Genomic DNA, 24,873 nt, shown 5'->3' with positions numbered 1-24,873 from the left:
TGGCGTTGGGGTCACGCTTGACCATCAGGCACGAACACATAGCCCACGCCCCAGACGGTCTGGATGATTTTGGGCGAGGCGGGATCGAGCTCAATCATTTTGCGCAGTCGAGAAATCTGGACGTCCAGACTGCGGTCAAAAGGCTCAAACTCACGCCCTCGAGCCAATTGGGCCAATTTATCTCGGGTCAGCGGTTGCTTGGGGTGGCGTGCCAGTGCTTTGAGCATGGCAAATTCGCCGCTGGTCAAAGGGATGTCTTCGCCGTTTTTGGTCAGAGAACGGATGCCCAAATCCAGTGAAAACGCCCCAAAGACGATCACTTCGTGGTCAGCAGAAGAGGGGGCACTGGGCGACTCGTTTTGGGGTCTGCGGCGCAAAACAGCGTGAATGCGCGCCAACAACTCGCGTGGGTTAAAGGGCTTGCCCAGGTAGTCGTCAGCGCCAATTTCAAGGCCCGTGATTCGGTCGATATCCTCGACTTTGGCCGTCAGCATGATCACGGGCGTTTTAACGCCTGCACTGCGCAAACGGCGGCAAATGCTCAGGCCATCTTCGCCCGGCAGCATCAAATCGAGCACCATCAAGTCAATGGTTTCGCGCTGCAAAATCCGGTCTAGTGCACGGCCGTCTTCGGCCAACAAAACATCAAAACCTTCTTGCGACAAATAACGGCGCAACAAGTCACGGATGCGGGCGTCGTCATCAACGATGACGATTTTGTCCAAGCGAGTGGAGGTGCTCATGGTCAGCTTGCCTTATTGGGCCGTCCAGCCGCCGTCCATGTTCCAGGCAGCGCCGCGCACATTGTTTCCTGCAGCAGAGCAGAAGAAGACAGCCAACTCACCGAGTTCTTCAGGCGTTGTGAACTGCATCGAGGGTTCTTTTTCTTGCAGCAGCTGTTTTTTGGCTTCTTCGTTGGTCAAGCCCATGGCAGCGGCTTTGGCGTCCACTTGTTTTTGCACCAAGGGGGTCAGCACCCAGCCAGGGCAAATCGCGTTGCAGGTCACGCCCGTGGTGGCGTTTTCTAAGGCCGTGACTTTGGTCAAGCCGACAACACCGTGTTTCGAGGCGACATAGGCAGATTTCTCGGCAGATCCAACCAAACCGTGGGTCGATGCCACGTTGATGATGCGGCCCCAATTGGCCGCTTTCATGGCAGGAAGCGCCAGACGCGTCGCCAAAAAAGCGCTGGTCAGGTTGATGGCGATGATGGCGTCCCAGCGCTCAATGGGAAAGTCTTCGATCTTGGCCACATGCTGAATACCGGCGTTGTTGACCAAAATGTCCACCCGGCCAAAGGTGTCGGCAGCGAACTTCATCATGGCTTCGATCTCGGAGGCTTTGCTCATGTCAGCGCCGTGGTAGGCGACTTTGACACCCAGCGCAGCGATCTCGGCCTTGGGGCCTTCTGCATCGCCAAAACCGTTCAGAACAATGTTGGCGCCTTGTTTGGCCAATGCTTTGGCAATGCCCAGACCGATGCCGCTGGTGGAACCTGTGACCAACGCTGTTTTACCTTGCAACATGAAGATGACTCCGAAAGATGAATTAGGATGTTCAAAAGTCCATTATGGCGCTGGCCAAGCCCTGTTTTTGGATACAACGCACCGAGATTGTTTCTGATTGTCATGACCACCCACGAACCCGTTCACATTTCTCAGCCCCAGCTGGAGGCTGTGGTTTGCCCGCATCCCGAAGGCCAGCACCGCATGTCGTTCGTGCGATGGGGACACCCACAGGCTCGACGTGTGGTGGTGTGCGCGCATGGGCTAACGCGTCAGGGCCGTGATTTTGACCGTTTGGCCCAAGCCTTGGTGGCCCAAAGCACCGAGCCCTTGCAAGTCATTTGCCCTGATGTGGCGGGGCGCGGCCGAAGTGAATGGCTTGCCAACCCGGCGCTGTACCAAATTCCGCAATATGCGGCCGACATGTTGGCCATGCTCGCCCAGGTGCAAGTGCAGACTGGGCCTGAACCCCTGCTGAGCCTGGACTGGGTGGGCACCAGCATGGGTGGCCTCATTGGCATGGTCTTGGCAGGGCAGCCGGGCCTGCCTTTACTGGCCCCCATTCGCCGTTTGGTGCTGAACGACGTGGGGCCCGCCATTACCTGGTCTTCGGTTGAGCGCATGAAAACCTATGTGGGTCAATACGGCGAATACCCCGACCTTGATGCGGCGGCCTCTGCCATGTGGGCACTTTCGCAAGGCTTTGGCCCGGTGACTCCCGAAGTTTGGCACGAGATGTCGTCGCACATGACCCGCCCTGGCACGGGTGGCGCGTTGACCTTGCATTACGACCCTGCCATTGGTGTGCCTTTGCGTGCCATGACCCCTGAAAACGCCTCGGTTGGCGAGGCGACTTTGTGGGCTTTGTACGATCAGATCAAGGCCCAAACCCTGCTCATTCGGGGACAAGACTCGGACTTGTTGACGCCAGAGACCGCTCTGGAGATGACGCAGCGTGGTCCTCGTGCCCAGCTGGAAACTTGGCCTGGTTTTGGCCACGCGCCAACGTTAACCGGGGATGATCAAATTCAAGTGGTCGCCGATTTTTTGCTGAGCGACTGAGCCCATGGTCAGTCCCACCATCAGCCATTCCGCCAGCCCCATGACGCCACCTGGGCGTTTGCATGGCCCTGCATCGCTTGCGCCCCATGCGTCCGACGTGCCACCCGTCATGTTGGCCACAGCAGAGCAAGAGCTGGCCGGAACCCTGGCCAAGGCCCGCGCTTTTGCCGAGCCCTTGATTTCGGGTGAATCGCTTGAGACAGGCGAAAACATCTTGGCCCACGCAGACGCGGTGGCGCTCATCTTGGCCGACATTGGTGGCTCGGTCGCCATGCAGGCCGCCAGTTATTTGGTCTACACCTGCCAGCACCTGAACAAACCCGAAGAGGTGATTGGCAAGGCTTTTGGCCCTCAATTGGCGCAGCTGGCGATTCAAACCAACCACTTGATCCATGTGCAGCGCTTGTCGCGAGCGGCTGAGTCGCACACCCAAGGGCCTGACAACACACCCTTGAGCCCTCAGGTGCAAACCGAAAATGTGCGCAAGATGCTGCTGGCTTTCAGCCGCGACTTGCGCGTGGTGATGCTGCGCTTGGCCTCGCGTTTGCAAACCCTTCGGCATTACGCGGCCACCAAACGCCTGGTGCCGTCCGCTTTGGCCAGTGAGTCTTTGCAGGTGTTTGCGCCCTTGGCCAACCGATTGGGCATCTGGCAGATCAAATGGGAGATGGAAGACCTGTCTTTCCGATTCTTAGAGCCCACCACTTACAAAGACATCGCTCGCTTGCTCGATGAAAAGCGGGCTGAGCGCGAGCGCTACATGTTGGCCTTGCGTGAGCGCTTGCAACAGGCCTTGGCCAGCCAAGGTATCAGCGCCCAAGTGGATGGGCGGCCCAAACACATTTACAGCATCGTGCGCAAAATGCGTGGAAAGTCGCTGGCTTTTGACCGGGTTTTTGACATTCGGGCACTGCGCGTGGTGGTTCCCCAGGTCGCCGATTGTTACCAAGTGCTCAGTTGGGTGCATGAGCAGTTTGCGCCCATCGCAGAGGAGTTTGACGATTACATCGCCAAGCCCAAAGCCAACGGCTACCAGTCGCTGCACACGGTGGTGCGCGACACCGATGGCGGACCGATCGAGGTGCAAATTCGCACCCAAGCCATGCACGACCACGCCGAAAACGGGGTGGCTGCGCACTGGGCTTACAAAGAAGCCGGGGCCAAAGGCTACACCGGGGTCTCTGCCAATAGCGCTTACGACACCAAAATTGCTGTGCTCCGGCAATTGCTGGCTTGGGAACGCGACCTGACGGGTGCGGCGCAAGAAAAGGCAGCGGGCACCGCACTTTTTGATGACCGCATTTACGTGCTGACCCCTGACGCCGCAGTCGTTGAACTGCCGCAAGGCGCCACGGCGATTGATTTTGCTTACACGGTGCACACGAATTTGGGGCACCGCTGCCGTGGGGCCAAAGTGGACGGTGCCATGGTGCCCCTGCACACGCCGCTGGCCAATGGTCAAACGGTTGAAATCACCGCCATCAAAGAAGGTGGGCCTTCACGCGACTGGCTCAACCCTGAACTGGGTTTTTTGGCCAGCCCCCGTGCACGCGCCAAAGTGCGTGCCTGGTTCAACGCGCATGTCAGCGAAGAAACCATCGCCAAGGGCCGTGAAGCGGTTGAGAAATCTTTGCAGCGACTGGGTCGAACCGCCATCCGCTTGGAGGACTTGGCCAGTCAACTGGGATTCAAATCTGCCGACAGCTTGTTTGAAGTGGTGGGCAAAGACGAATTCTCCCTTCGCAACATTGAGGTCTTGCTCAACCCGCCCGAGCCAGCGCTGGAGCCTGATGAGTACTTTCAAAAGAAGTTCAAAGGTGCAACGGCGCGCAAATCGCCTTCTGGCGTGCTGGTCGTGGGTGTGGATTCATTGCTGACCCAACTGTCGCGCTGCTGCAAACCCGCACCGCCCGATGTGATTGGCGGTTTTGTGACGCGTGGCAAGGGTGTGAGCATCCACCGCCAAGACTGCAGCAATTTCCGCGAACTGGCGTTGCGCCACGGAGAGCGGGTTATCGATGTGCGCTGGGGGGAGGGCAAAAGTGCTGAAGGTTCGGTCTACCCCGTGGACGTGTCGGTCGAGGCCATGGACCGCCAAGGTCTGTTGCGCGATATCTCTGAAGTCTTTGCCAAAGAAAAGATGAATGTGATCGGGGTGCAAACCCAATCCGTCAAAGGCACGGCCTGGATGACCTTCACGGTGGAGATTGGCGACGCGTTCAGTTTGAACAAGGTGCTGGGCAGTGTGCGCGGCGTGAAAGGCGTGAGGGCCGCAAAAAGGCGTTGAACGTTCGTATTGTGGTCAAACTGTCTTTGGGTCCTTTTTTTGTGGCTATAATTCAAGGCTTAGCAGGCGCGTAGCTCAGTTGGTTAGAGCACCACCTTGACATGGTGGGGGTCGCTAGTTCGAATCTAGTCGCGCCTACCAAATTCGGTAGGATCAAAAAACCGGTACAAAGTAATTTGTACCGGTTTTTTTCATTTTCAGGCACCCAGAATGGCCATCCGAATTGGCTGTCGCTTGAATGACTTCGCAGTCTGTGTTTGCCGAATACGCTTGAAGATGAATTTTCAGATTACTTCAGGAGAATAGCGTGCAACTGAACATCAATGGTCAACGCCACAAGGTGGACGCTGAATCGGACATGCCCCTTTTGTGGGTTTTGCGTGAGCAGCTGGGCATGACCGGCACCAAATTTGGTTGCGGCATTGCCCAATGCGGTGCTTGCACGGTCCACCTCGACGGGCAGCCGGTTCGCTCTTGCTCCTACCCAGCCAGCGCGGTCAAAAATCAGCGCATCACCACCATCGAAGGCCTGTCCAAGGACGGCAGCCACCCGCTGCAAAAAGCCTGGGTTGAGTTGGATGTGCCCCAGTGCGGTTATTGCCAGTCGGGCCAAATCATGGCCGCAGCCTCTTTGCTTAAACGCAAACCCAAGCCCACCGATATAGACATCGATGAGGCCATGACCAACATCTGCCGCTGTGGTGCCTACCAGCGCATTCGCGCCGCCATCCATTTGGCGGCCAAAACCGGCAAAGAGGTCGGCTCGGTCATTCACATGGTCGATGCCGGTGCTTCCAGCGCTGCTAAGCCAGCTTGAGGAGACGCAACATGAACACCAACTCTGCTGTCATTTCTCGTCGCAACTTCATCATCGGCGCTGCCGCTGCTGGAGGCGGCCTCTCGGTGGGCTTTCATGTCCCGCTGGGTGCACAAACCTTGGCCAGCGCCACCATGCCCGAGGTCAATGCCTGGGTCGTTGTGCGCCCTGATGAATCTTGCGTGATCCGCATTGCCCGCGCCGAAATGGGGCAGGGCACCCACACGGGCTTGGCCCAACTGGTGGCCGAAGAACTCGAGTGCGACTGGAGCAAGGTCGTGCTGCAACCCATCACGGCAGGTCAAAACTTGGCCCGCAAGCGGGTCTGGCGCGACATGGCCACTGGGGGCAGCCGCGGCATCCGTGGCTCTCAAGAGTATGTGCGCCAGGGCGGTGCAGCCGCCCGCATGGTGCTGTTGCAAGCTGCGGCCAACCAATGGCAGGTGCCCGTGGCCGAACTGCGCGTGGACAAAGGCTTGGTGCAGCACGCGGCCAGTGGCCGCTCCACCACTTACGGCAAGCTGGCCGATGCCGCGGCCAAGCTGCCTGCACCGGATGTGAAGTCCATCACCCTGAAAAGTCCCCGCGACTGGAAGCTGGTTGGCAAGCCCATCAAGCGACTGGACACGGCGCCCAAGGTCACAGGCCAACAAAAATATGCCATCGACGTCGCGCTGCCCGGCATGCTGATTGCGGCCATCAAGGCCAGCCCGGTGTTCGGTGGCAAGTTGGTCAGTTTTGATGCCAGCAAGGTGCTTAGCCTGCGCGGTATCAAATCGGTTGTCAAGGTCGACGACGAGTCCGTGGCCGTGATCGCCGATTCTTACTGGCGCGCCAAACAAGCGCTTGAGAAGCTGCCCATTGTTTGGGATGAAGTGGGCAACGGTCAGGTCTCCAGCGCGTCGATTGCAGCGCATTTGACCGAAGGCCTGACTTCCACACAAAACGTCTTTGCCGACCGCGATGTGGGCGATGCGCCTGCCGCCATTGCCAAAGCGGCCCGCACGGTGGAGGCGGTTTACAGCACGCCCTTTGTGGCGCATGCCTGCATGGAGCCGATGAACTGCACCGTGCGCATCACCGCTGACCGAGCCGAGGCTTGGGTGGCCACACAAAACGCCGAAGCAGCCTTGGCCGTTTTGTCCACCGTGGCGGGTTTGCCGCTTGACAAATGCGAGGTCTACAACCCGTCGCTGGGTGGTGGTTTTGGCCGCCGTGGTGGCCCGCAGGACTATGTGCGCCAAGCAGCACTGATTGGCAAACAGTTCATCGGCACCCCGATCAAGATGATCTGGTCGCGCGAGGAAGACATGTCACAAGGCATGTTCCGTCCCATTGGCTTGTGCAAGCTCTCAGCGGGACTCGACGACAAAGGGCAGTTGGTGGGCCTGCAGCTGCGCGTGTCGGGACAATCCATCAACGCGTATGCAGCGCCTCACAACATCCAGAATGGCAAGGACCGCCGCCAGTTGCAAGGCTATTACGAAGAGCCCGGCGAGGCTCAGTTCGGATACACCGTGCCCAATTTGCGTGTCGAATACGCCATGCGCAACACCCATGTGCCCGTGGGCCCATGGCGGGGTGTCAACACCAACCAGAACGGCATTTACATCGAGTGTTTCATTGATGAAGTGGCCCGTGCCGCTGGCAAAGACCCGCTGGAGTTCCGCCGTGCGTTGATCACCCAGCACCCCAAGCACTTGGCGGTGCTCAACGCGGCCGCTGACAAAGCGGGCTGGAACAAGCCGTTGCCCGCTGGACGTCACCGCGGCATCGCCCAGTTCATGGGTTATGGCAGTTACACCGCAGCCGTGGCCGAAGTTTCGGTCAAAGACGGCAAGGTCAAGGTCCACCGTCTGGTGCTCTCGACCAACTGCGGTCACGCCGTGAACACCCAGCAGATCGCGGCGCAGGTCGAGGGCTCTGTGGCTTACGGTTTTGACTCGCTGCAAAGCCAGTCCACCGTGAAGGATGGCCGCATCGTGGACAACAACTTCCACCTGTACCCCATCGCTCGGCTGGCCCAGATGCCACACATTGAAACGGTGATCGCGCCCACGCACGACTTCTGGGGCGGGGTGGGCGAGCCCACCATTTGTGTGGTGGCCCCGGCCATCATGAACGCGATTTATGCGGCCACGGGCAAGCCTGTGCGCAATCTGCCCCTCAAGAATGAAGGCCTTGAGATCGTCTGATCGCCAGCGAGTGGCCGGGGGGTGCTGCAGGCGTGCAGGGCAAGCTTTAGGGCTTGCCCTGTGGGCTGCACAGGCACTGGCAAGCCCTGCTTTTGTCACGGACATGCCCACGCCGTTGACCTCGGTGGCCGGTGACCCTGTTCAAGGCTTGCGCATTGCCCAGGGGCGTGAAGGTCAGTGTGCCCTGTGCCATGCGCTGCCGGGCAGCACCGTGCGCCAGGGCAACATGGCGCCCGGCTTGGAAGGTGTGGCCAAGCGCTTGTCTCCGGCCATGTTGCGTTTGCGCTTGGTGGACTCGCGCCAGATCAACCCGGACAGCCTCATGCCTGCGTACCACAGCACTGTTGGGCTGCAGCAGGTGGGCAAGGCTTGGGCAGGACAACCCGTGTTGGCGGCGCAGGACATTGAAGACGTGTTGGCTTACCTCTTGACCTTGAATTGATGCCATGACCCAAAGACGTGAGTTGCTGGCCGGACTGATCGGCGCTGCCGTACTGCCCAATGTGGGCGCACAAACCTCCGAACTGTCTGCGCAGGGTTGGATCGACCAACTCACACAAGGTCAAACTGTGCGCGAGGGCCGTTTGGCCTTGACACTGCCAAGGCTGGCCGACAACGGCTTGTCGGTGCCCTTGAATGTGCGCGTACCCAGCCCGATGACGGTGCAAGACCATGTGCGCCAGATATGCCTGGTGTCCATGCGCAACCCAAGGCCCTTGATGGCACGGTTTGAGCTGGGCCCACATTCTGGAAAGGCAGAAGTGTCCACGCGTGTGCGCCTGAATGGCTCGCAGCGGGTGGTGGCGCTGGTGCAAATGTCTGACCTCACCTGGTGGTCTGCCTCCGCCGAGGTGGAAGTCACCGAATCCGCTTGCCTTGACGCCTCCTGACATGCTGGCCCGTGTACAAATCCCCCCCAGCGTTCGCCGTGGCGAGGTGTTCGAAATCCGCGTGCTGCTGCAGCACCCCATGGAGACCGGTTACCGTTTTGATGTGCTGGGTTCGGCCGTACCCAAAAACGTGATCCACACCCTCACGGTGGATTACGCCGGGCAACGCATCTTCAAGGCCGAAATGAGCACCGGCATATCGGCCAACCCTTACTTGTCTTTTTACACGAGGGCGACCGAGAGTGCCGATTTGCAGCTCGCTTGGTCTGACGACAAAGGACAAAAAGGGCAGCTCGCTGTGCCTGTGGTGGTGGCATGAAGCGCTGGGTGCTGGTTTGCATTTGGCTGCTGGCCTGCCTGGGGGCCGCAGCGCAATCCCCACAGCGGGGCATTGCTTTGACGGATCTGAAGTCTGGCACCGCGTTCATGAGTGCTGACCTGCGGACCTTGCAATCTGACGACGGACTCAACCCCGCCAGCCTGTGGTGGCTACAGGGCGAGCGCCTGTGGCAACAGCCTGCAACTGACGGCCCTGCCTGCGCCAGCTGTCACGGCAAAGAACCTGGCCGCTTGGCAAGTATGGCCGCGGGTTTCCCGCGTGTCACGCAAAGCGGTGCTGTGTTGAATTTGGAGGCGCAGATCAACCAATGCCGCACCCAGCAGCAAAAGGCCCCGGCATGGGCTTATGAGTCCGAAGCCCTTCTGGCGATCTCGGCATGGCTGGCCAAGTCGTCACGGGGCGAGATGCAGGAGGGTACGCGTACAGCCAAGATGCAGCTGAGCCAAACTGCTTCTTGGCAGCGGGGCCAGGCCCAGTACTACCAGCGCATCGGGCAGATGAACCTGGCGTGCGCGCAGTGCCATGAACAAAACTGGGGGCGACGTTTGGGCGGCGAAACCATGAGCCAAGGGCATCCAGTGGCGTATCCGGCTTACCGCTTGGAATGGCAGGGAATGGGGTCTTTGCACCGCCGTTTGCGGGCGTGCTTTTCAGGGGTGCGGGCAGAGCCTCCCGCATTTGGTTCACAGGCCCTGCTGGACCTGGAGGTTTTTTTGGCCTGGCGGGCCGGCCCATTGCCTCTGGAGGCTCCGGGCGTGCGGCGCTGAAGCAGCCCACAAACCTCAGTTTTGGGCGTCACCATCCAAGGCCGACGCTTTCAATTGCGTCAATGTCACGAAGGCCAGCGCACGCTCATGCGTGCACGCCAGCACCACGGGTGGTGCCACTCCGGCCTCCAATGCCTCTCGCCACCGCATGGCGCACAAACACCAACGGTCGCCCGCTTTCAAACCCGCAAAACGGTATTCAGGCCGAGGGGTGACAAGGTCGTTGCCCCGAGCCACGGAAAAGTCCAGAAAGGCCTGCGTCACTTTGGCGCAGATCACATGGCTGCCGTGGTCGTGGGCATCGGTGTTGCAGCAGCCGTCGCGGTAATAACCGGTGAGCGGGTCATAAGAACAAGGAACCAATGGGGTTCCCAAGACATTCAGGGCGTTTTGGCTCATGGGTTGAAGCTCTTGGTTTGACTCAGGCCGCGACCATGCCTTGGTGGCGCAGCAAGGCGTCCAAGTTGGGCTCTCGGCCTCGGAAAGCCTTGAAAGATTCAAGCGCTGGCCGGCTGCCGCCCGCTTCCAAAATGGCTTGGCGGTACTGGCGTCCGGTTTCCACGCTGGGCGTGCCGTCTGCGGCAGCGGTTTCTTCAAACGCGGCATAGGCGTCAGCGCTCAGCACCTCAGCCCATTTGTAGCTGTAATAGCCTGCGGCGTAACCACCGGCAAAGATGTGGCTGAAGGTGTGGGCCATGCGGTTGAAGGCGGGTGGTCGCATCACGGCCACCTCGTCGCGCACTTGGGCCAGCAGTGGCATGAAGTCTGTCGCCGGGTCGTGCTCTGAATGCACCAGCATGTCAAACAGCGAAAACTCGATCTGGCGCAGCGTTTGCAAGCCACTCTGGAAGTTTTTGGCCGCCAGCATTTTGTCGAAGAGGGCGCGGGGCAGGGGCTCACCCGTTTCCACATGGGCCGTCATGTGGCGCAGCACCGACCATTCCCAGCAGAAGTTTTCCATGAACTGGCTGGGCAATTCCACCGCATCCCATTCCACGCCACTGATGCCCGAGACATCGCGCTCGCTCACCTGGGTGAGCATGTGGTGCAAGCCGTGGCCAAACTCATGAAAGAGGGTGATCACGTCGTCGTGCGTGAGCAAGGCGGGCTGGCCATTCACGCCTTCGGCAAAATTGCACACCAGATGCGCCACAGGGGTTTGGAGCACACCGGTGTCTGGGCGCTGCCAGCGGCCGCGCACGTCGTCCATCCAGGCACCGCCTCGCTTGCCGGCGCGTGCTGGGGGGTCCAAGTAGAACTGGCCAATCAGCTTGCCATCACGCTCGATGCGGTAAAAACCCACGGCGGGGTGCCAGACCGGGGCTTGATCGACCCGGATGCTGACTTCAAACAGGGTTTCGATGATCTTGAACAGCCCGGCCAGCACCTTGGGGGCGGTGAAGTACTGCTTGACCTCTTGTTCGCTGAAGCTGTAGCGGGCTTCCTTGAGCTTTTCGCTCAGGTAGGGCACATCCCAGGCATTGAGTGGGGCTGTGGTGCCGAGTGATGTGGTGGCGTATTCGCGCAGATCGGCCAGGTCCTTTTCGGCAAAGGGACGGGCTTTGGCCGCCAAGTCGCGCAAAAAGGTGGTGACTTTTTCGGGCGATTCGGCCATTTTGGGCACCACCGACACCTGAGCGTAATTGTCATAACCCAGCAGATGGGCTTCTTCTTGTCGCAGCGCCAGGATTTCCTGCATCAATGGAGTGTTGTCGAAATGCTTGGCGTCATCCGGCGCTTGTTCTGAAGCGCGGGTCACATACGCTTTGTAAAGTTGTTCGCGCAGAGCGCCACTGTCGGCAAATTGCATCACCGGCAAATAAACCGGCATCTTGAGCGACAAACGGTGGCCTTCTTTGCCTTCCTTTTGAGCTGCATCGCGCGTGGCCTGCACCACATCGGCGGGAACACCTTTGAGCTGATCTTCGCTCACATACAGGGCAAATTTGTCAGTCGCGTCCAGCGTGTTTTCGCTGAACTTTTGCGTGATTTCGGCCAAACGCTCCTGGATGGCGGCATAGCGCTCTTTGGCCGCACCTTGCAACTCGGCCCCGCCCAAGACAAAGCCGCGCAGGGCGTTTTTGTGGGCCTGCGTTTGCTCGGTGTTGAGGCTGGCCGCGTCAATGGCTTTGTATTTGGCGTACAGGCGTTCGTCACTCCCCAAACGTGTCCAGAACTCGGTCACGCGGGGCAGGGCGGCGTTGTAGGCGGCCCGCAATTCGGGGGTGTCGGCCACGCTGTTGAGGTGTGAGACCGCGCCCCAGGCCATACCCAGCCGCTCCGTGCTGACATCCAGCGTGCTGGCAATGGCTTTCCAGTCCGCTGGAAAGTCGGCAGCAGTGACTTTTTCAAGGGCTTGCTCGGCGGCCGCCAGCAATTCGTCCAAAGCCGGTGACACATGGTCAGGGGCAATGCGGTCAAACAGGGGCAGGCCAGAGGTCTCGAGCAAGGGGTTGGTCATGGGGATTCCAAAATCGGTTGAATCAATACTGTGGATCACTTGGAGGCGCGTTCGGCGGCTTCAAGGGTGTTGACCAAGAGCATGGTGATGGTCATAGGTCCCACGCCGCCGGGCACAGGGGTGATGTGGCTGGCGACTTCTTTAACGCCATCAAAATCAACGTCGCCGCACAGCTTGCCCTCGTCGTTGCGGTTCATGCCCACGTCCAGCACCACCGCGCCGGGTTTGACCATATCGGCTGTCAGCACGTTGCGCTTGCCCACGGCGGCCACGATCACGTCAGCTTGCAGGGTCAGGGCTTTGAGGTTTTGGGTGCGCGAATGCGCCACCGTCACGGTGGCGTCTTTTTGCAGCAGCATCAGCGCCATGGGTTTGCCCACAATGTTGCTGCGCCCAATGACCACGGCGTGTTTACCTTTGAGGTCGTAGCCAATGCTTTCCAGCATCTTCATGCAGCCATAAGGGGTGCAGGGCCAAAAACCCGGCATGCCGGTCATGAGGGCGCCAGCGCTAGCGATGTGGAAACCGTCCACGTCTTTGGCGGGGCTGATGGCTTCAATGACTTTTTGCGCGTCGATGTGCGCAGGCAAGGGCAGCTGCACCAGAATGCCGTGGATGCTGGGGTCGTTGTTCAGCGCTTCGACGCGGGCCAGCAGGTCGGCCTCGGTCATGGTGGCTTCGTATTTCTCCAGCACCGAGTGCAGACCGCTGTCTTCACAGGCCTTGACCTTGTTGCGCACATAAACCTGGCTGGCTGGGTTGTCGCCCACCAGCACCACGGCCAAGCCAGGGGTGATGCCTTTGGCCTTCAGTGCTTGTGCCCGGGTGGCGACCTCGGTGCGCAGTTCTTTGGAGAGGGCATTGCCGTCGATGGTGTGTGCGGTCATGTGAGAAAACCCAAAAGTCAGAGAAAAAATGCAAAACGCCCGACGGGTGCGGGCGTTTCAAAGGGGTCGCGAAAGGTCAGGCCTTGGGTGCGTTTTGCCCCAGCGCGATCTTGAGCAGGTCGGCCACGGTGTTGGCGTTGAGCTTTTCCATGATGTTGGCGCGGTGCGCCTCCACCGTCTTGATGCTGATGCCCAAATCGTCGGCAATTTGTTTGTTCAAACGTCCAGCCACGATGCGCTCGAGCACTTGGGCTTCTCGGCCCGTCAGCTTGGACAGCAGAGCGTCACGGCTGGCGGCGCTTTGGTATTCGGCAAAGGCGTCGCGGGCTTCATCAAGCATGCGTTCAACCAAGCCGAGCAACTCTTCTTCCTTGAAGGGTTTTTGGATGAAATCCATGGCACCTTTTTTCATGGTGTCCACAGCCATGGGCACATCGCCGTGACCCGTGATGAACACAATGGGCAAAGGCGATTTACGCTCAAGCAGGCGGTCTTGCAACTCCAGCCCGGACATGCCGCCCATGCGGATGTCGGCAATCAGGCAAGCCACTTCGCGGGGGTCATAACGGCTGATGAAGGACTCAGCACTGTCAAAGCAACGAACCCGATAGTCTTTGCCTTCCAGCAACCACTGCAAGGAGTCGCGGACCGCTTCGTCGTCGTCCACGACATAAACAGTGCCTTTTTTGGGAATCAAGCTCATTCAGTTACCCCGTGGGTGGTTAGGTGTTCAAAGTGGCTTCGACCGGTATCCAGAAGGAAAACCGGCAACCCGACACCTCGGCGGCATTGTAGAGGTTCTCGGCGCCAATCCTGCCTTGGTGCGATTCGATGATGCTGCGGCATAAATTGAGGCCAATGCCCATGCCCTCGACTTTGGTCGAGAAAAAGGCTTCGTAAACACGTTCAATGGCCTCTGGCGGCAGGCCTGGGCCTGTGTCGGTGACCGAAAACTCCACCACCGACTGGTTCTCGATGAGTTTGGGCACGATGCGCAACTCGACTTGCCGCTGCTCAGCTGGGCGATTGGCGTTGTCAATGGATTCGGCGGCATTTTTCATCAAATTGATCAGCACTTGCTCAATCAGGATGGGATCGACCAACAGCTGAGGCAGGCGGGCTGCGATGTGGTGGGTCAGGCGAACTTGGCGTCTGCGCATTTCAATTTCGGCCAATTCAAGCGCTTCACTCACCATGGCCGACACATCCGACAAGGTGCGGTTGGGTTCGCTGCGTTTCACAAAGCTGCGAATGCGCAAAATGATCTGCCCTGCGCGCTGCGCCTGACGTGCCGTTTTGTCTAAGGCCGATAACAAGTCGTCTTCGTTGACTTGCTTGGATTGAATGCGCGTGATCATGCCGCTGCAGTAATTGCTGATGGCCGTCAGCGGTTGATTGAGTTCGTGCGCCACGCTGGAAGCCATCTCGCCCATGGTGATCAGACGGCTGGCGTTTTGTGCACGTTCAGCTTGTTGTGCGGACAGTTCCTCGGCCTGACGCCGAGGGGTGATGTCGCTGGCAATCACCATTTGGGCCAGTCGTCCGTCGGCCCAGTTGATATAACGGGAGCGCACTTCGAGCCACTTGCCAAGATCGGTGATGAAAATTTCGGAGTTTTCAGACCTTGCCACTGTGATGCTCACGGTGGGCAAACCGGCCATCTCATCGACATCGTCCACTGCCGAGGTTTTGTCTGTGCTGTCACTGGCACCGGCTTGCTGGACCAAACGCAAATGCCCCTCGGTGTCTTGGCCAAACCATGACCGATACAACTTGTTGGCGAACAACAGCTCTTTGCTGCCCAAAGGTGCCACCGACACTGATGCATCAAGGGCCTCGAGAACGATGGTGAAACGCTCCTGAGAGCCCGCCAGTTGCTCTCGAATGCGGTTGGGCTCCGTGATGTCGGTCATCGAGGTCATCCAACCGGTTTGCTCCCCCGTAGCGTCGATCAGGGGAGAAACGTACATGCGTGCATCAAACAACTGACCATTTTTGCGTTTGACCCTGACCTGAAAACCGGCAGCCGAGTGCTGGCCGCTGATCTCTTCTTCCAGCCTTTGCATCAGCAATTCGCGGTCTTGGTCTGGCCAGTAAGGAAAGGGAGCGACAGCCCCGACCAAATCGGAGTCGCTCCAGCCCGTCATCTGACAAAAAGCGGGGTTGACATAGGTGATTCGTCCACGTAAATCCAGTGCCCTCATGCCTGTGAGCATGGAGTTTTCCATGGCCCGTCGGAAGTTGGTTTCGGCCACCAGTGCTTTTTGCGCCTGGATTCGCCGTCGGGTGTGACGCCAATTGCCAATCAACATCCAGGCGGTCATGACACTCAAGACATTGACCAGCCAAAACAAACCGCTGCCCACCAAGCTTTGAGACGTTCTCCAGGCTTGCGCCCTCAAAATCAAGTCGTTGCCCACAGGTGAAACGGGCACTTCGTAGTCGTTGTTGGGTTTGTCACTGCCCGGCAACATGCCCCGAAGCGTCGCTCGCCCCGGTATGGATTGACCCGCCAACAGTTGGCCATTGCCATCTTGAAGCGCAACTGCGTATTTGGCCAAAACCTCGGTGGGTACGCCGTAGCGCAGCAAACCTTCCATGGTGTATTCGACCAAAATCACGCCACCGAATCGGCCTTGGTCACTCCTCAAAGGGGTGTGCAACTGCAGCACTGTCAACTGCGTATCCCTGTCAGACTCCACGCGCACTTGACCGTAAATCGGTTGCATCAGGTCTCTGGCCAGGCTGTAGTGACTTTCTGTTTCTCCCACTTTCAGCACAGTTCCAGCCCGTCTGTCGTTGGTCGATGACATGCTGGAAACATTTTTGCTGGCGATGATTCGCCTGCGGTCATCTATCCATGTCAGAGACAAGACCTCTGGGTACTGCTGTACAAAGGCTTCGGCGCGAGACAAAAACTGTTCTGCGCGTATTTCTTTGTTGGACACATCGCGGCCCAAGCGCATGACCTGTTCTTGACGTTCGAGCAAGCGAAGGCGTAAACGCTGTTGCGCGTATTCCACATCGCGTTTGATGGCTTCTTGCTCACGCTCGAGCTCTTCAATTCTCAGATACCAAAATGCGGTGGCAATGGCTGCTAAGAACAGAACCACCGCTGCGACGGGTGCCAAATTGGCAAACCGGTCTTGTTTGTTGGGCGATTGGCGACGCCACCAAGTGCGCCACCAAGCCCACGGTCCTACCTTCTTCACGACCAATGTTGCTTTGTTCAATTCCATCTTCTTAGTTTAGGTGACTCGGCAGCGTCTTTAAATTTCACAATACAAAATCAATACGCACGATTTGAAATAAAGGGAAAATTATGTGAAAATTCAAGCATCATTGACCCATAACAGCAAATGGAGACAAGCATGACAGCGGCAACACCACAACATAATGGCGCGGATACCGACAGCCAAGAAACACGCGAATGGATGGACGCCCTGTCCGCCGTGATTGAAAAAGCAGGCCCCGATCGCGCTCACTTTTTGCTGGAAGAATTGCTGGAAGAAGCCCGTCAGCACAGCATTGACATGCCGTTTTCGGCCAACACGGGCTATGTGAATTCGATTGAGCCAGATCAAGAAGCTCACTGCCCAGGCAACATCGAAATTGAAGAGCGCCTGCGCGCCTACATGCGCTGGAATGCGATGGCGATGGTGGTCAAAGCCAACCGCCACAACCCCGCCGACGGCGGGGACTTGGGCGGCCACATTGGCTCGTTCGCTTCGCTGGCCCACATGTTTGGTGCCGGTTTTAACCATTTTTGGCATGCCGAGAACGAAAACCACGGTGGCGACTGCCTGTACATCCAGGGCCACGTCTCTCCCGGCGTTTACGCCCGTGCTTACTTAGAAGGCCGCTTGACTGAAGAGCAGTTGCTCAACTTCCGCCAAGAAGTGGATGGCAAAGGCTTGTCCAGTTACCCCCACCCCAAACTCATGCCCGAGTTCTGGCAGTTCCCCACGGTGTCGATGGGCTTGGGCCCCTTGATGGCCATCTACCAAGCGCGCTTTTTGAAGTACTTGCACGCCCGTGGCATTGCCAATACAGAAAACCGCAAGGTCTGGGTGTTCTGTGGTGACGGCGAGATGGACGAAGTGGAATCACTGGGCGCGATCGGTTTGGCCGCTCGTGAAAAACTCGACAACTTGATTTTCGTGGTCAACTGCAACTTGCAGCGTTTGGACGGCCCAGTGCGTGGCAACGGCAAGATCGTGCAAGAACTCGAAGGTGAATTCCGTGGCTCCGGCTGGAACGTGATCAAGCTCTTGTGGGGCAGCGAATGGGACAAGCTTTTGGCCCGCGACAAAGAAGGTGCTTTGCGCAAGATCATGATGGACACCTTGGACGGTGACTACCAAGCGTTCAAAGCCAATGATGGCGCTTATGTGCGCAAGCATTTCTTTGGACGTGATCCACGTACCCTTGAAATGGTCGCCCACATGAGCGACGACGAAATCTGGGCTTTGAAGCGCGGCGGCCATGACCCACAAAAGGTCTACGCCGCTTACGACGCCGCTGTGAAGCACAAAGACCAGCCGACCGTGTTGCTGATCAAAACCGTCAAAGGTTTTGGCATGGGCAAGGCGGGTGAAGGCAAGAACAACGTCCACCAGACCAAAAAGCTGACCGATGAAGACATCCGCTACATGCGCGATCGTTTCAACATCCCGGTGTCCGACAGTGAATTGGCCAATGTGCCGTTTTACAAGCCGGCAGACGACACGCCAGAAATGCGTTATCTGCACGAGCGCCGCAAGGCCTTGGGCGGCTACTTGCCACACCGCCGCACCAAAGCCGAAGAAAGCTTCACAGTGCCTGCGTTGGAGATCTTCAAAACAGTGATGGAGCCTACGGCTGAAGGCCGCGAGATCTCAACGACCCAAGCCTATGTGCGCTTTTTGACGCAGTTGCTGCGCGACCAAGCCCTGGGGCCACGCGTGGTGCCGATTTTGGTGGACGAAGCCCGTACCTTCGGTATGGAAGGTTTGTTCCGCCAGATCGGTATTTACAACCCTGCGGGTCAGCAGTACACCCCGGTCGACAAAGACCAGGTCATGTACTACAAGGAAGACAAAGCCGGTCAAATCCTGCAAGAAGGCATCAACGAAGCCGGCGGCATGTCCAGCTGGATCGCTGCCGCCACCAGCTACAGCACGTCCAACCGGATCATGATCCCGTTCTATGTGTATTACTCGATGTTCGGTTTCCAGCGCATTGGCGATTTGGCCTGGGCTGCGGGCGACATGCAGGCACGCGGCTTCTTGCTCGGCGGCACATCGGGCCGTACCACCTTGAACGGCGAAGGCTTGCAGCACGAAGACGGTCACAGCCACATCATGGCCAACACCATCCCCAACTGCGTGTCTTATGACCCGACCTTCGCACACGAAGTCGGCGTCATCCTGCACCACGGTTTGAAGCGCATGGTCGAGAAGCAAGACAACATCTTCTATTACCTGACGCTGTTGAACGAAAACTACGCCATGCCTGGCCTCACGCCTGGCACCGAAGAGCAGATCATCAAAGGCATGTATTTGTGCAAGCCCGGAGCGGCTGGCGACAAGCGCGTGCAACTGCTGGGCTCGGGCACCATCCTGCGCGAATCCATTGCGGCACAAACCCTGCTGGCCACCGACTGGGGCATCCAGGCCGACGTGTGGAGCTGCCCAAGTTTCAACGAACTGACCCGCGATGGCCAAGACGCCGAGCGCCACAACATGTTGCACCCCATGGAAACACCCCGTGTGTCCTTCGTGGGTCAACAGCTGGCCAAGCACAACGGCCCCGTGGTGGCTTCGACCGATTACATGAAGGCTTACGCAGAGCAGATCCGTCCTTTCATTCCAAAGGGTCGCACCTACAAAGTGTTGGGCACCGACGGTTTTGGCCGATCGGACTTCCGCAGCAAGCTGCGCGAACACTTCGAGGTCAACCGCCATTACATCGTTGTGGCCGCCCTCAAAGCGCTGAGCGAAGACGGCGCAGTGCCTGTCAGCCAAGTGGCTGAGGCGATCAAAAAGTACGGCATCAACACCGACAAGATCAACCCGCTGTACGCGTAAAAGCTGGAGACAAACATGGCATTGGTAGAAGTTCAAGTCCCGGACATCGGGGATTTCGATGAAGTGACCGTCATTGAGTTGATGGTCAAAGTGGGCGACACCGTCAAAGCCGAGCAATCGCTGATCACCGTCGAGTCCGACAAAGCCTCGATGGAAATCCCATCGAGCACGGCAGGCGTGGTCAAAGAAATGCGCGTCGCTTTGGGCGACAAGGTCAAGCAAGGCTCCATCGTGTTGGTGGTCGAAGCCGTTGGCGCAGTGGCTGCGACGACTGTTGCTCCGGCTGCCGCTGTGGCCGCATCAGCTCCTGTTGCGGTTGTACCGGTGGCTGCCGTGGCCGCTGCACCTGCTGCATCTGGCCCCGTGCAAGTGCATGTGCCAGACATTGGTGATTTCAAAGACGTTGTCGTCATCGAAGTCATGGTCAAGCCCGGCGACACCATCAAAGCAGAGCAATCGCTGATCACCGTTGAGTCCGACAAAGCTGCGATGGAAATCCCGTCCTCGGCTGCTGGCGTGCTCAAAGAGCTCAAAGTCAAAGTGGGCGACACCGTCAACATCGGTGACCTGCTGGCCATTTTGGAAGGCACCGTGGTTGCAGCTGCGCCTGCAGTTGCTGCTGCCCCAGCAGCGGCTGTGGCTGTTTCCTCGGCACCCGTTGTCGCAGCAACCCCTGTGGCGGCTATCGCAGCAGTGGCAGCACCTGCCCACGCCCCCGGTGGCATCGCGGTGGGCTTGCCCCACGCGTCACCCTCGGTGCGCAAGTTCGCCCGCGAACTGGGTGTGCCTTTGGACGAAGTCAAAGGCAATGGCCCCAAAGGCCGCATCACGCAAGACGACGTGCAAACCTTCACCAAGTCTGTCATGACTGGTGCCGCCCAAACCAAGGCACAAGCGGCCAAAGCCCCTGCAGCTTCGGGCGGTGACGGCGCAGCTTTGGGCCTGATCCCCTGGCCCAAGGTGGACTTTGCCAAGTTCGGCCCCATCGAGCGCAAGGAAATGGGCCGCATCAAGAAGATCAGCGGTGCCAACTTGCTGCGCAACGCCATCATGATTCCGGCTGTCACCAACCACGACGACGCCGACATCACCGACCTCGAAGCCTTCCGCGTCTCAACCAACAAAGAGAACGAGAAGAGCGGCGTCAAAGTCACGATGCTGGCGTTCTTGATCAAAGCTTGTGTGGCCGCGCTCAAGAAATACCCAGAGTTCAACAGTTCGTTGGATGGTGATGCCATCGTCTACAAAAACTACTGGCACATTGGCTTTGCCGCTGACACGCCCAATGGTTTGATGGTGCCGGTTATCCGCGATTGCGACAAAAAAGGCGTGCTGCAAATCAGCCAAGAAATGGGTGAGCTGGCCAAGAAGGCGCGCGACGGCAAACTCGGCCCTGCAGAAATGACGGGCGCGACCTTCACCATCTCCAGCCTCGGCGGCATTGGTGGCAAGTACTTCACGCCCATCATCAACGCGCCCGAAGTGGCCATTTTGGGCGTGTGCAAGAGCACCATGGAACCCGTCTGGGACGGCAAGCAGTTTGTGCCCCGCCTGATGCTGCCTTTGTCTTTGACGTGGGACCACCGCGTGATCGACGGTGCCGCAGCGGCACGCTTCAACGCGTTCCTGGGTCAAATCCTCAGCGACTTCCGTCGCGTGTTGCTCTAAGGACAGACCATGGCACTGATTGATATTCAAGTCCCCGACATCGGCGACTTCGACGAAGTCACCGTGATCGAGTTGATGGTCAAGGTGGGCGACACCGTTAAATCTGACCAAAGTCTGATCACCGTGGAGAGCGACAAAGCCTCCATGGAAATTCCTTGCAGCCACGGCGGCGTGATCAAGGAACTCAAAGTCAAGCTCGGCGACAAGGTCAAGCAAGGCTCGGTGGTGTTGGTGCTGGAAGGCGAGGGCGCTGCTGCGGCCCCAGCCGCTGCGCCTGCTCAAGCGGTCGCTTCTGCAACAGCACCCGCTGCCCCAGTGGCAGCAGCCTCTGCACCCACAGCCTCATCCTTCGGCGAGAACTATGCAGGGATGGCCGACATCGAATGCGATGTGCTCGTCTTGGGCGGTGGCCCCGGCGGTTACTCAGCTGCATTCCGTGCGGCTGACCTCGGCTTGAATGTCGTCATTGTTGAACGTTACGCCACCTTGGGCGGAGTGTGTTTGAACGTGGGTTGCATTCCCTCCAAAGCCTTGCTGCACGTCGCAGCGGTGATGGACGAAGTGGCTCACATGGCTGACCTGGGCGTGGACTTTGGCAAGCCGGTGGTCAACATCGACAAGCTGCGCGGCCACAAAGAAAAAGTCATCGGCAAACTCACAGGCGGCTTGGCTGCCATGGCCAAGATGCGCAAGGTCACCACCGTGCGCGGCTTGGGCCAATTCATCGGCGCCAACCACCTCGAAGTGTCTGAGACCACCGGCACCGCGCAAGAACAAAACGGCAGCAAAAAAGTGATCGCCTTCAAGAAGGCCATCATCGCTGCAGGCTCGCAAGCGGTGCGTTTGCCTTTTATGCCGAACGATCCACGCGTGGTCGACAGCACTGGCGCTTTGGAACTCAAAGAAGTGCCCAAGCGCATGCTCATCTTGGGCGGCGGCATCATCGGCCTGGAGATGGGCACCGTTTACAGCACGCTGGGCGCACGCCTTGACGTGGTGGAAATGATGGACGGCCTCATGCAAGGCGCTGACCGCGACTTGGTGAAGATCTGGCAAAAGATGAACGCCAAACGCTTTGACAACATCATGCTCAAGACCAAGACCGTGTCCGCACGCGCCTTGCCCGAAGGCATTGAAGTCACGTTTGCACCGGCAGAAGAGGGCGGCACCGCCCCCGCCCCGCAGGTGTACGACCTCGTTTTGCAAGCCGTGGGCCGCACGCCCAATGGCAAGAAACTCGCCGCTGAAAAAGCGGGCGTAGCTGTGACCGACCGCGGCTTCATCAACGTCGACATTCAAATGCGCACCAACGTGCCGCACATCTTTGCCATTGGCGACATCGTGGGCCAGCCCATGTTGGCGCACAAGGCGGTGCACGAAGCACACGTGGCGGCCGAAGTCATTGCGGGCGAACTGCAAGGCAACAAAGAGTTGGCTGCTGCTGCGTTTAACGCACGCGTCATCCCCAGCGTGGCCTACACCGACCCCGAAGTGGCATGGGTGGGCTTGACCGAAGACCAAGCCAAAGCGCAAGGCATCAAGGTGAAAAAGGGCTTATTCCCTTGGTCGGCTTCTGGCCGCGCCATTGCCAACGGCCGCGACGAAGGCGTGACCAAACTGCTGTTTGACGCTTCACCCGAGGCCCACGGCCACGGCAAGATCTTGGGCGGTGGCATGGTGGGCACGCACGCGGGCGACATGATTGGCGAGATCGCTCTGGCCATTGAGATGGGCGCTGACGCGGTGGACATCGGCAAAACCATCCACCCACACCCCACGCTGGGCGAAAGCATCGGCATGGCGGCGGAAGTGGCGCACGGCAGCTGCACGGACTTGCCGCCTGGCAAGAAGTAAAAGCCATGAGCCGGTAGCGGCACAAATTCAAAAGCCCGAACTGGAAACGGTTCGGGCTTTTTGCTTTCCGAATACAAGCAATCCCCGCAGCATGCTGTGCATTTGCACAGAATGACCAATTTAACAGTCGGTGGGGATTGGAAAACGCCATCCGCCATCAAGTCGATTGCCTGCTATTTATGCCGTCAGAAAGATGGGTAAAAAAGAAGTCATCTAGCGCTTGTCCGCTCATTCTGAAGGAGTTGGGCTCATGTCAGAACTGGTCAGCAAGAGAATAATTCAATAGCCTACCTGGGCTTCTTGGTTATACATTACGAAATTGGGCGTGTATTGATTTCATGATTCAATTGACAAGGCCAACCCCCTCTATGACAGACCTGAATGCGACCCTTGAGCAAATTCATACCGAAGTACTGGTGATTGGAGCCGGGCCTGTGGGTTTGGCTTTAGCCGGTGACCTCGGCTGGCGAGGTCGCCGAGTTTTGGTGATTGACAAAGGCGATGGTTCAATCTTCCAGCCCAAAATGGATCTGGTGGGTATCAGAACCATGGAGTTTTGCAGGCGATGGGGCATTGTGAAAGATGTGGAGTGCAGTCCTTATGACCGGGACTACCCCCAAGACAATGTTTATCTTACGACCCTGCAAGGCTTTGAGTTAGGGCGTCAACCCATGCCGTCCATGCGGCAAGAACAGCCCCCACCAGAAAGCCCACAAAAACGCGAACGCTGCCCGCAGAATATGTTCGACCCTATCTTGCGTCAGTTCGCTGAAAGTCAAAAGGGCGTTCAGGTGATGTTTCAAACAGAATACGACGCTTTTTCTGAGAATGCGCAAGGCGTAACTGCTGTGGTGAAAGATGCCTTAACGGGCGTTTACAAGCAGGTACATGCCCGTTTCTTGGTGGGATGCGACGGCGCTAAAAGCCGTGTACGTGAACAATTGCAAATTGCGATGCATGGAAAGGGGTTGCTCAGTTACACCACCAACATCATTTTTCGCTGCGCGCAATTCAATCGCTTGCATGACAAGGCACCCGGATACCGCTACATGTTTGTCGGTCCTACGGGGACTTGGGCCACGATCGTAGCCATCAACGGCAAAGACCTTTGGCGCATGTCCATCATTGGCAATGCTAAGGAAAAACGAACCTATTCAGAGACTGAGCTTCGTGACTTTGCGCATCAAGCACTGGGGCAGCCATTTGAAATGGACATTTTGAGTGTTCTGCCTTGGCAACGCGCCGAGTTGGTGGCAGACAGTTATGGCGACGGCCGCGTTTTCATTTGCGGTGATGCCTGTCATTTGACGTCGCCCACAGGGGGCTTGGGCATGAACACAGGCATTGGTGACGCGGTGGACTTGTCCTGGAAACTGGCCGCTCAATTGGAAGGGTGGGGTGGTCCGCAATTACTCACCTCTTATGGCGTCGAACGTCGGCCAATTGCGGTGCGCATCACGCGCTTTTCAACCAGCAACTTGGAAACCATGAAGCAAGTCCCCAGCAGCCCTCTCATTGCGCAGGATTCTGCGGAGGGTCAAGCCGTGCGTGAGCGGGTAGGGCTGTCTATGTCAGAAGGACTTAAAAAAGAATGGTTTTCGCTCAACATGCATTTGGGCAATCGCTATGTGGGCTCACCCATCAACATCGATTTAGAGCCGCAAGATCAAGACCGCGTGGATGCCGAATTTGAAGATGCCATTCATTACCGCCCTTCCACACGCGTTGGTTGCCGCGCCCCGCACGTCTGGCTGTCAGTTGGGCAATCAACTTTGGATTTTTTTGGTCGAGGGTTTACCTTGGTGTCCTCAGACAATGAAAAAAACCACAATCTGACCGATGCTGCTCAGCAATTGGGTATGCCCTTACAACAGGTTTGTTTTCATCACGACGAGGCAAAACGCATGTATGAAAAGAACTTTGTCTTGGTCCGACCCGATGGCCATGTGGCATGGCGGGGCAATGAGCTGCCCCATGATTTGAGCGCTTGGTTGCGGGTCATTGCGGGACACGGCAAGGTTGAACAAAGCCAGAACCTGGCGCAAGCTGCGGGGGGTGATCAATGAGCCGAT

19 protein-coding genes and 1 tRNA gene are annotated in these 24,873 nt (G+C 58.1%); 13 read left to right on the top strand and 7 right to left on the bottom strand.

What is annotated here, in order from left to right; all coding sequences use genetic code 11:
• Positions 1 to 11 precede the first annotated feature (11 nt).
• Together ompR and B9Z40_RS09035 are read right to left on the bottom strand one after the other, a co-directional pair.
• Positions 12 to 743 carry a two-component system response regulator OmpR gene (gene ompR, locus B9Z40_RS09040; RefSeq protein WP_100173046.1) on the bottom strand — a complete coding sequence of 244 codons (732 nt, stop codon included), beginning with the start codon at positions 741 to 743 and terminating at the stop codon, positions 12 to 14.
• 12 nt (positions 744 to 755) lie between these two features.
• Entirely contained in the window at positions 756 to 1,526 is a 771-nt protein-coding gene (locus B9Z40_RS09035) for a 3-hydroxybutyrate dehydrogenase (RefSeq protein ID WP_100173045.1), read from the bottom strand.
• A gap of 102 nt (positions 1,527 to 1,628) precedes the next feature.
• Between B9Z40_RS09035 and B9Z40_RS09030 the strand changes: the two genes are divergently transcribed.
• From B9Z40_RS09030 to soxA, 9 genes are all read left to right on the top strand, one after another.
• Positions 1,629 to 2,567, top strand: coding sequence for an alpha/beta fold hydrolase (locus B9Z40_RS09030; protein ID WP_100173425.1), 939 nt, complete (start codon positions 1,629 to 1,631; stop codon positions 2,565 to 2,567).
• A gap of 40 nt (positions 2,568 to 2,607) precedes the next feature.
• The gene (locus tag B9Z40_RS09025; protein WP_100173424.1) at positions 2,608 to 4,854 is read left to right on the top strand and encodes a bifunctional (p)ppGpp synthetase/guanosine-3',5'-bis(diphosphate) 3'-pyrophosphohydrolase; all 2,247 of its coding nucleotides are present in this window, start codon (positions 2,608 to 2,610) and stop codon (positions 4,852 to 4,854) included.
• A gap of 64 nt (positions 4,855 to 4,918) precedes the next feature.
• Positions 4,919 to 4,995 (top strand) — tRNA-Val (locus B9Z40_RS09020).
• Positions 4,996 to 5,161: 166 nt separating this feature from the next.
• On the top strand, positions 5,162 to 5,671 hold the full coding sequence (locus B9Z40_RS09015) for a (2Fe-2S)-binding protein (RefSeq protein ID WP_100173044.1): 510 nt from the start codon (positions 5,162 to 5,164) through the stop codon (positions 5,669 to 5,671).
• An 11-nt stretch (positions 5,672 to 5,682) separates the two neighbouring features.
• Complete coding sequence (locus tag B9Z40_RS09010) at positions 5,683 to 7,866, top strand: molybdopterin cofactor-binding domain-containing protein (protein ID WP_100173043.1); 2,184 nt, start codon at positions 5,683 to 5,685, stop codon at positions 7,864 to 7,866.
• A gap of 103 nt (positions 7,867 to 7,969) precedes the next feature.
• The gene (gene soxX / locus B9Z40_RS09005) at positions 7,970 to 8,308 is read left to right on the top strand and encodes a sulfur oxidation c-type cytochrome SoxX (RefSeq protein ID WP_100173042.1); all 339 of its coding nucleotides are present in this window, start codon (positions 7,970 to 7,972) and stop codon (positions 8,306 to 8,308) included.
• Positions 8,309 to 8,312: 4 nt separating this feature from the next.
• Entirely contained in the window at positions 8,313 to 8,756 is a 444-nt protein-coding gene (locus tag B9Z40_RS09000; RefSeq protein WP_100173041.1) for a thiosulfate oxidation carrier protein SoxY, read from the top strand.
• Positions 8,743 to 9,075: a thiosulfate oxidation carrier complex protein SoxZ gene (gene soxZ / locus B9Z40_RS08995; RefSeq protein WP_233204864.1), complete on the top strand. Its 333-nt coding sequence runs from the start codon at positions 8,743 to 8,745 to the stop codon at positions 9,073 to 9,075. The genes B9Z40_RS09000 and soxZ overlap by 14 nt, the downstream gene beginning before the upstream one ends.
• Positions 9,072 to 9,863, top strand: a complete 792-nt coding sequence (gene soxA, locus B9Z40_RS08990) for a sulfur oxidation c-type cytochrome SoxA (RefSeq protein WP_100173040.1) — start codon at positions 9,072 to 9,074, stop codon at positions 9,861 to 9,863. Before soxZ ends, soxA begins: the two co-directional genes overlap by 4 nt.
• Before the next feature lie 15 nt (positions 9,864 to 9,878).
• Here the strand turns inward: soxA and B9Z40_RS08985 are convergent, their stop codons facing one another.
• From B9Z40_RS08985 to B9Z40_RS08965, 5 genes are all read right to left on the bottom strand, one after another.
• Positions 9,879 to 10,262 (bottom strand): DUF2237 family protein, encoded by a 384-nt coding sequence (locus B9Z40_RS08985; protein ID WP_100173039.1) that lies wholly within the window; start codon positions 10,260 to 10,262, stop codon positions 9,879 to 9,881.
• Positions 10,263 to 10,284: 22 nt separating this feature from the next.
• Positions 10,285 to 12,324 (bottom strand): M3 family metallopeptidase, encoded by a 2,040-nt coding sequence (locus B9Z40_RS08980; RefSeq protein WP_100173038.1) that lies wholly within the window; start codon positions 12,322 to 12,324, stop codon positions 10,285 to 10,287.
• A 35-nt stretch (positions 12,325 to 12,359) separates the two neighbouring features.
• Complete coding sequence (folD, locus tag B9Z40_RS08975) at positions 12,360 to 13,211, bottom strand: bifunctional methylenetetrahydrofolate dehydrogenase/methenyltetrahydrofolate cyclohydrolase FolD (protein ID WP_100173037.1); 852 nt, start codon at positions 13,209 to 13,211, stop codon at positions 12,360 to 12,362.
• A 76-nt stretch (positions 13,212 to 13,287) separates the two neighbouring features.
• Positions 13,288 to 13,914 carry a response regulator transcription factor gene (locus B9Z40_RS08970; RefSeq protein WP_100173036.1) on the bottom strand — a complete coding sequence of 209 codons (627 nt, stop codon included), beginning with the start codon at positions 13,912 to 13,914 and terminating at the stop codon, positions 13,288 to 13,290.
• A gap of 19 nt (positions 13,915 to 13,933) precedes the next feature.
• Positions 13,934 to 16,450: a PAS domain-containing sensor histidine kinase gene (locus B9Z40_RS08965; RefSeq protein ID WP_100173035.1), complete on the bottom strand. Its 2,517-nt coding sequence runs from the start codon at positions 16,448 to 16,450 to the stop codon at positions 13,934 to 13,936.
• Positions 16,451 to 16,582: 132 nt separating this feature from the next.
• Here B9Z40_RS08965 and aceE point away from each other — a divergent pair, with 132 nt between their 5' ends.
• The 4 genes from aceE (at position 16,583) to B9Z40_RS08945 (ending at position 24,867) form a co-directional block, all read left to right on the top strand.
• Positions 16,583 to 19,279: a pyruvate dehydrogenase (acetyl-transferring), homodimeric type gene (gene aceE, locus B9Z40_RS08960; protein WP_100173034.1), complete on the top strand. Its 2,697-nt coding sequence runs from the start codon at positions 16,583 to 16,585 to the stop codon at positions 19,277 to 19,279.
• 15 nt (positions 19,280 to 19,294) lie between these two features.
• Entirely contained in the window at positions 19,295 to 20,947 is a 1,653-nt protein-coding gene (gene aceF, locus B9Z40_RS08955; protein ID WP_100173033.1) for a dihydrolipoyllysine-residue acetyltransferase, read from the top strand.
• Between the two features lie 9 nt (positions 20,948 to 20,956).
• Positions 20,957 to 22,801: a dihydrolipoyl dehydrogenase gene (lpdA, locus tag B9Z40_RS08950; RefSeq protein ID WP_100173032.1), complete on the top strand. Its 1,845-nt coding sequence runs from the start codon at positions 20,957 to 20,959 to the stop codon at positions 22,799 to 22,801.
• Between the two features lie 368 nt (positions 22,802 to 23,169).
• Positions 23,170 to 24,867, top strand: coding sequence for an FAD-dependent oxidoreductase (locus B9Z40_RS08945; protein WP_100173031.1), 1,698 nt, complete (start codon positions 23,170 to 23,172; stop codon positions 24,865 to 24,867).
• Positions 24,868 to 24,873: the final 6 nt, after the last annotated feature.

The organism is Limnohabitans sp. 15K (assembly GCF_002778285.1).
Classification (GTDB): domain Bacteria; phylum Pseudomonadota; class Gammaproteobacteria; order Burkholderiales; family Burkholderiaceae_C; genus Limnohabitans_A.
The sequence above is the reverse complement of the archived record's forward strand: the minus strand, read 5'-3'. Positions and strand labels throughout refer to the sequence as shown.

Excerpts from the sequence above, each read along its gene's own strand:
- ompR (WP_100173046.1), bottom strand. The coding sequence starts at position 743 with ATGAGCACCTCCACTCGCTTGGACAAAATCGTCATCGTTGATGACGAC.
- B9Z40_RS09035 (WP_100173045.1), bottom strand. The coding sequence starts at position 1,526 with ATGTTGCAAGGTAAAACAGCGTTGGTCACAGGTTCCACCAGCGGCATC.
- B9Z40_RS09030 (WP_100173425.1), top strand. The coding sequence starts at position 1,629 with ATGACCACCCACGAACCCGTTCACATTTCTCAGCCCCAGCTGGAGGCT.
- B9Z40_RS09025 (WP_100173424.1), top strand. The coding sequence starts at position 2,608 with ATGACGCCACCTGGGCGTTTGCATGGCCCTGCATCGCTTGCGCCCCAT.
- B9Z40_RS09010 (WP_100173043.1), top strand. The coding sequence starts at position 5,683 with ATGAACACCAACTCTGCTGTCATTTCTCGTCGCAACTTCATCATCGGC.
- soxX (WP_100173042.1), top strand. The coding sequence starts at position 7,970 with ATGCCCACGCCGTTGACCTCGGTGGCCGGTGACCCTGTTCAAGGCTTG.
- B9Z40_RS09000 (WP_100173041.1), top strand. The coding sequence starts at position 8,313 with ATGACCCAAAGACGTGAGTTGCTGGCCGGACTGATCGGCGCTGCCGTA.
- soxA (WP_100173040.1), top strand. The coding sequence starts at position 9,072 with ATGAAGCGCTGGGTGCTGGTTTGCATTTGGCTGCTGGCCTGCCTGGGG.
- B9Z40_RS08985 (WP_100173039.1), bottom strand. The coding sequence starts at position 10,262 with ATGAGCCAAAACGCCCTGAATGTCTTGGGAACCCCATTGGTTCCTTGT.
- B9Z40_RS08980 (WP_100173038.1), bottom strand. The coding sequence starts at position 12,324 with ATGACCAACCCCTTGCTCGAGACCTCTGGCCTGCCCCTGTTTGACCGC.
- folD (WP_100173037.1), bottom strand. The coding sequence starts at position 13,211 with ATGACCGCACACACCATCGACGGCAATGCCCTCTCCAAAGAACTGCGC.
- B9Z40_RS08970 (WP_100173036.1), bottom strand. The coding sequence starts at position 13,914 with ATGAGCTTGATTCCCAAAAAAGGCACTGTTTATGTCGTGGACGACGAC.
- B9Z40_RS08965 (WP_100173035.1), bottom strand. The coding sequence starts at position 16,450 with ATGGAATTGAACAAAGCAACATTGGTCGTGAAGAAGGTAGGACCGTGG.
- aceE (WP_100173034.1), top strand. The coding sequence starts at position 16,583 with ATGACAGCGGCAACACCACAACATAATGGCGCGGATACCGACAGCCAA.
- aceF (WP_100173033.1), top strand. The coding sequence starts at position 19,295 with ATGGCATTGGTAGAAGTTCAAGTCCCGGACATCGGGGATTTCGATGAA.
- lpdA (WP_100173032.1), top strand. The coding sequence starts at position 20,957 with ATGGCACTGATTGATATTCAAGTCCCCGACATCGGCGACTTCGACGAA.
- B9Z40_RS08945 (WP_100173031.1), top strand. The coding sequence starts at position 23,170 with ATGACAGACCTGAATGCGACCCTTGAGCAAATTCATACCGAAGTACTG.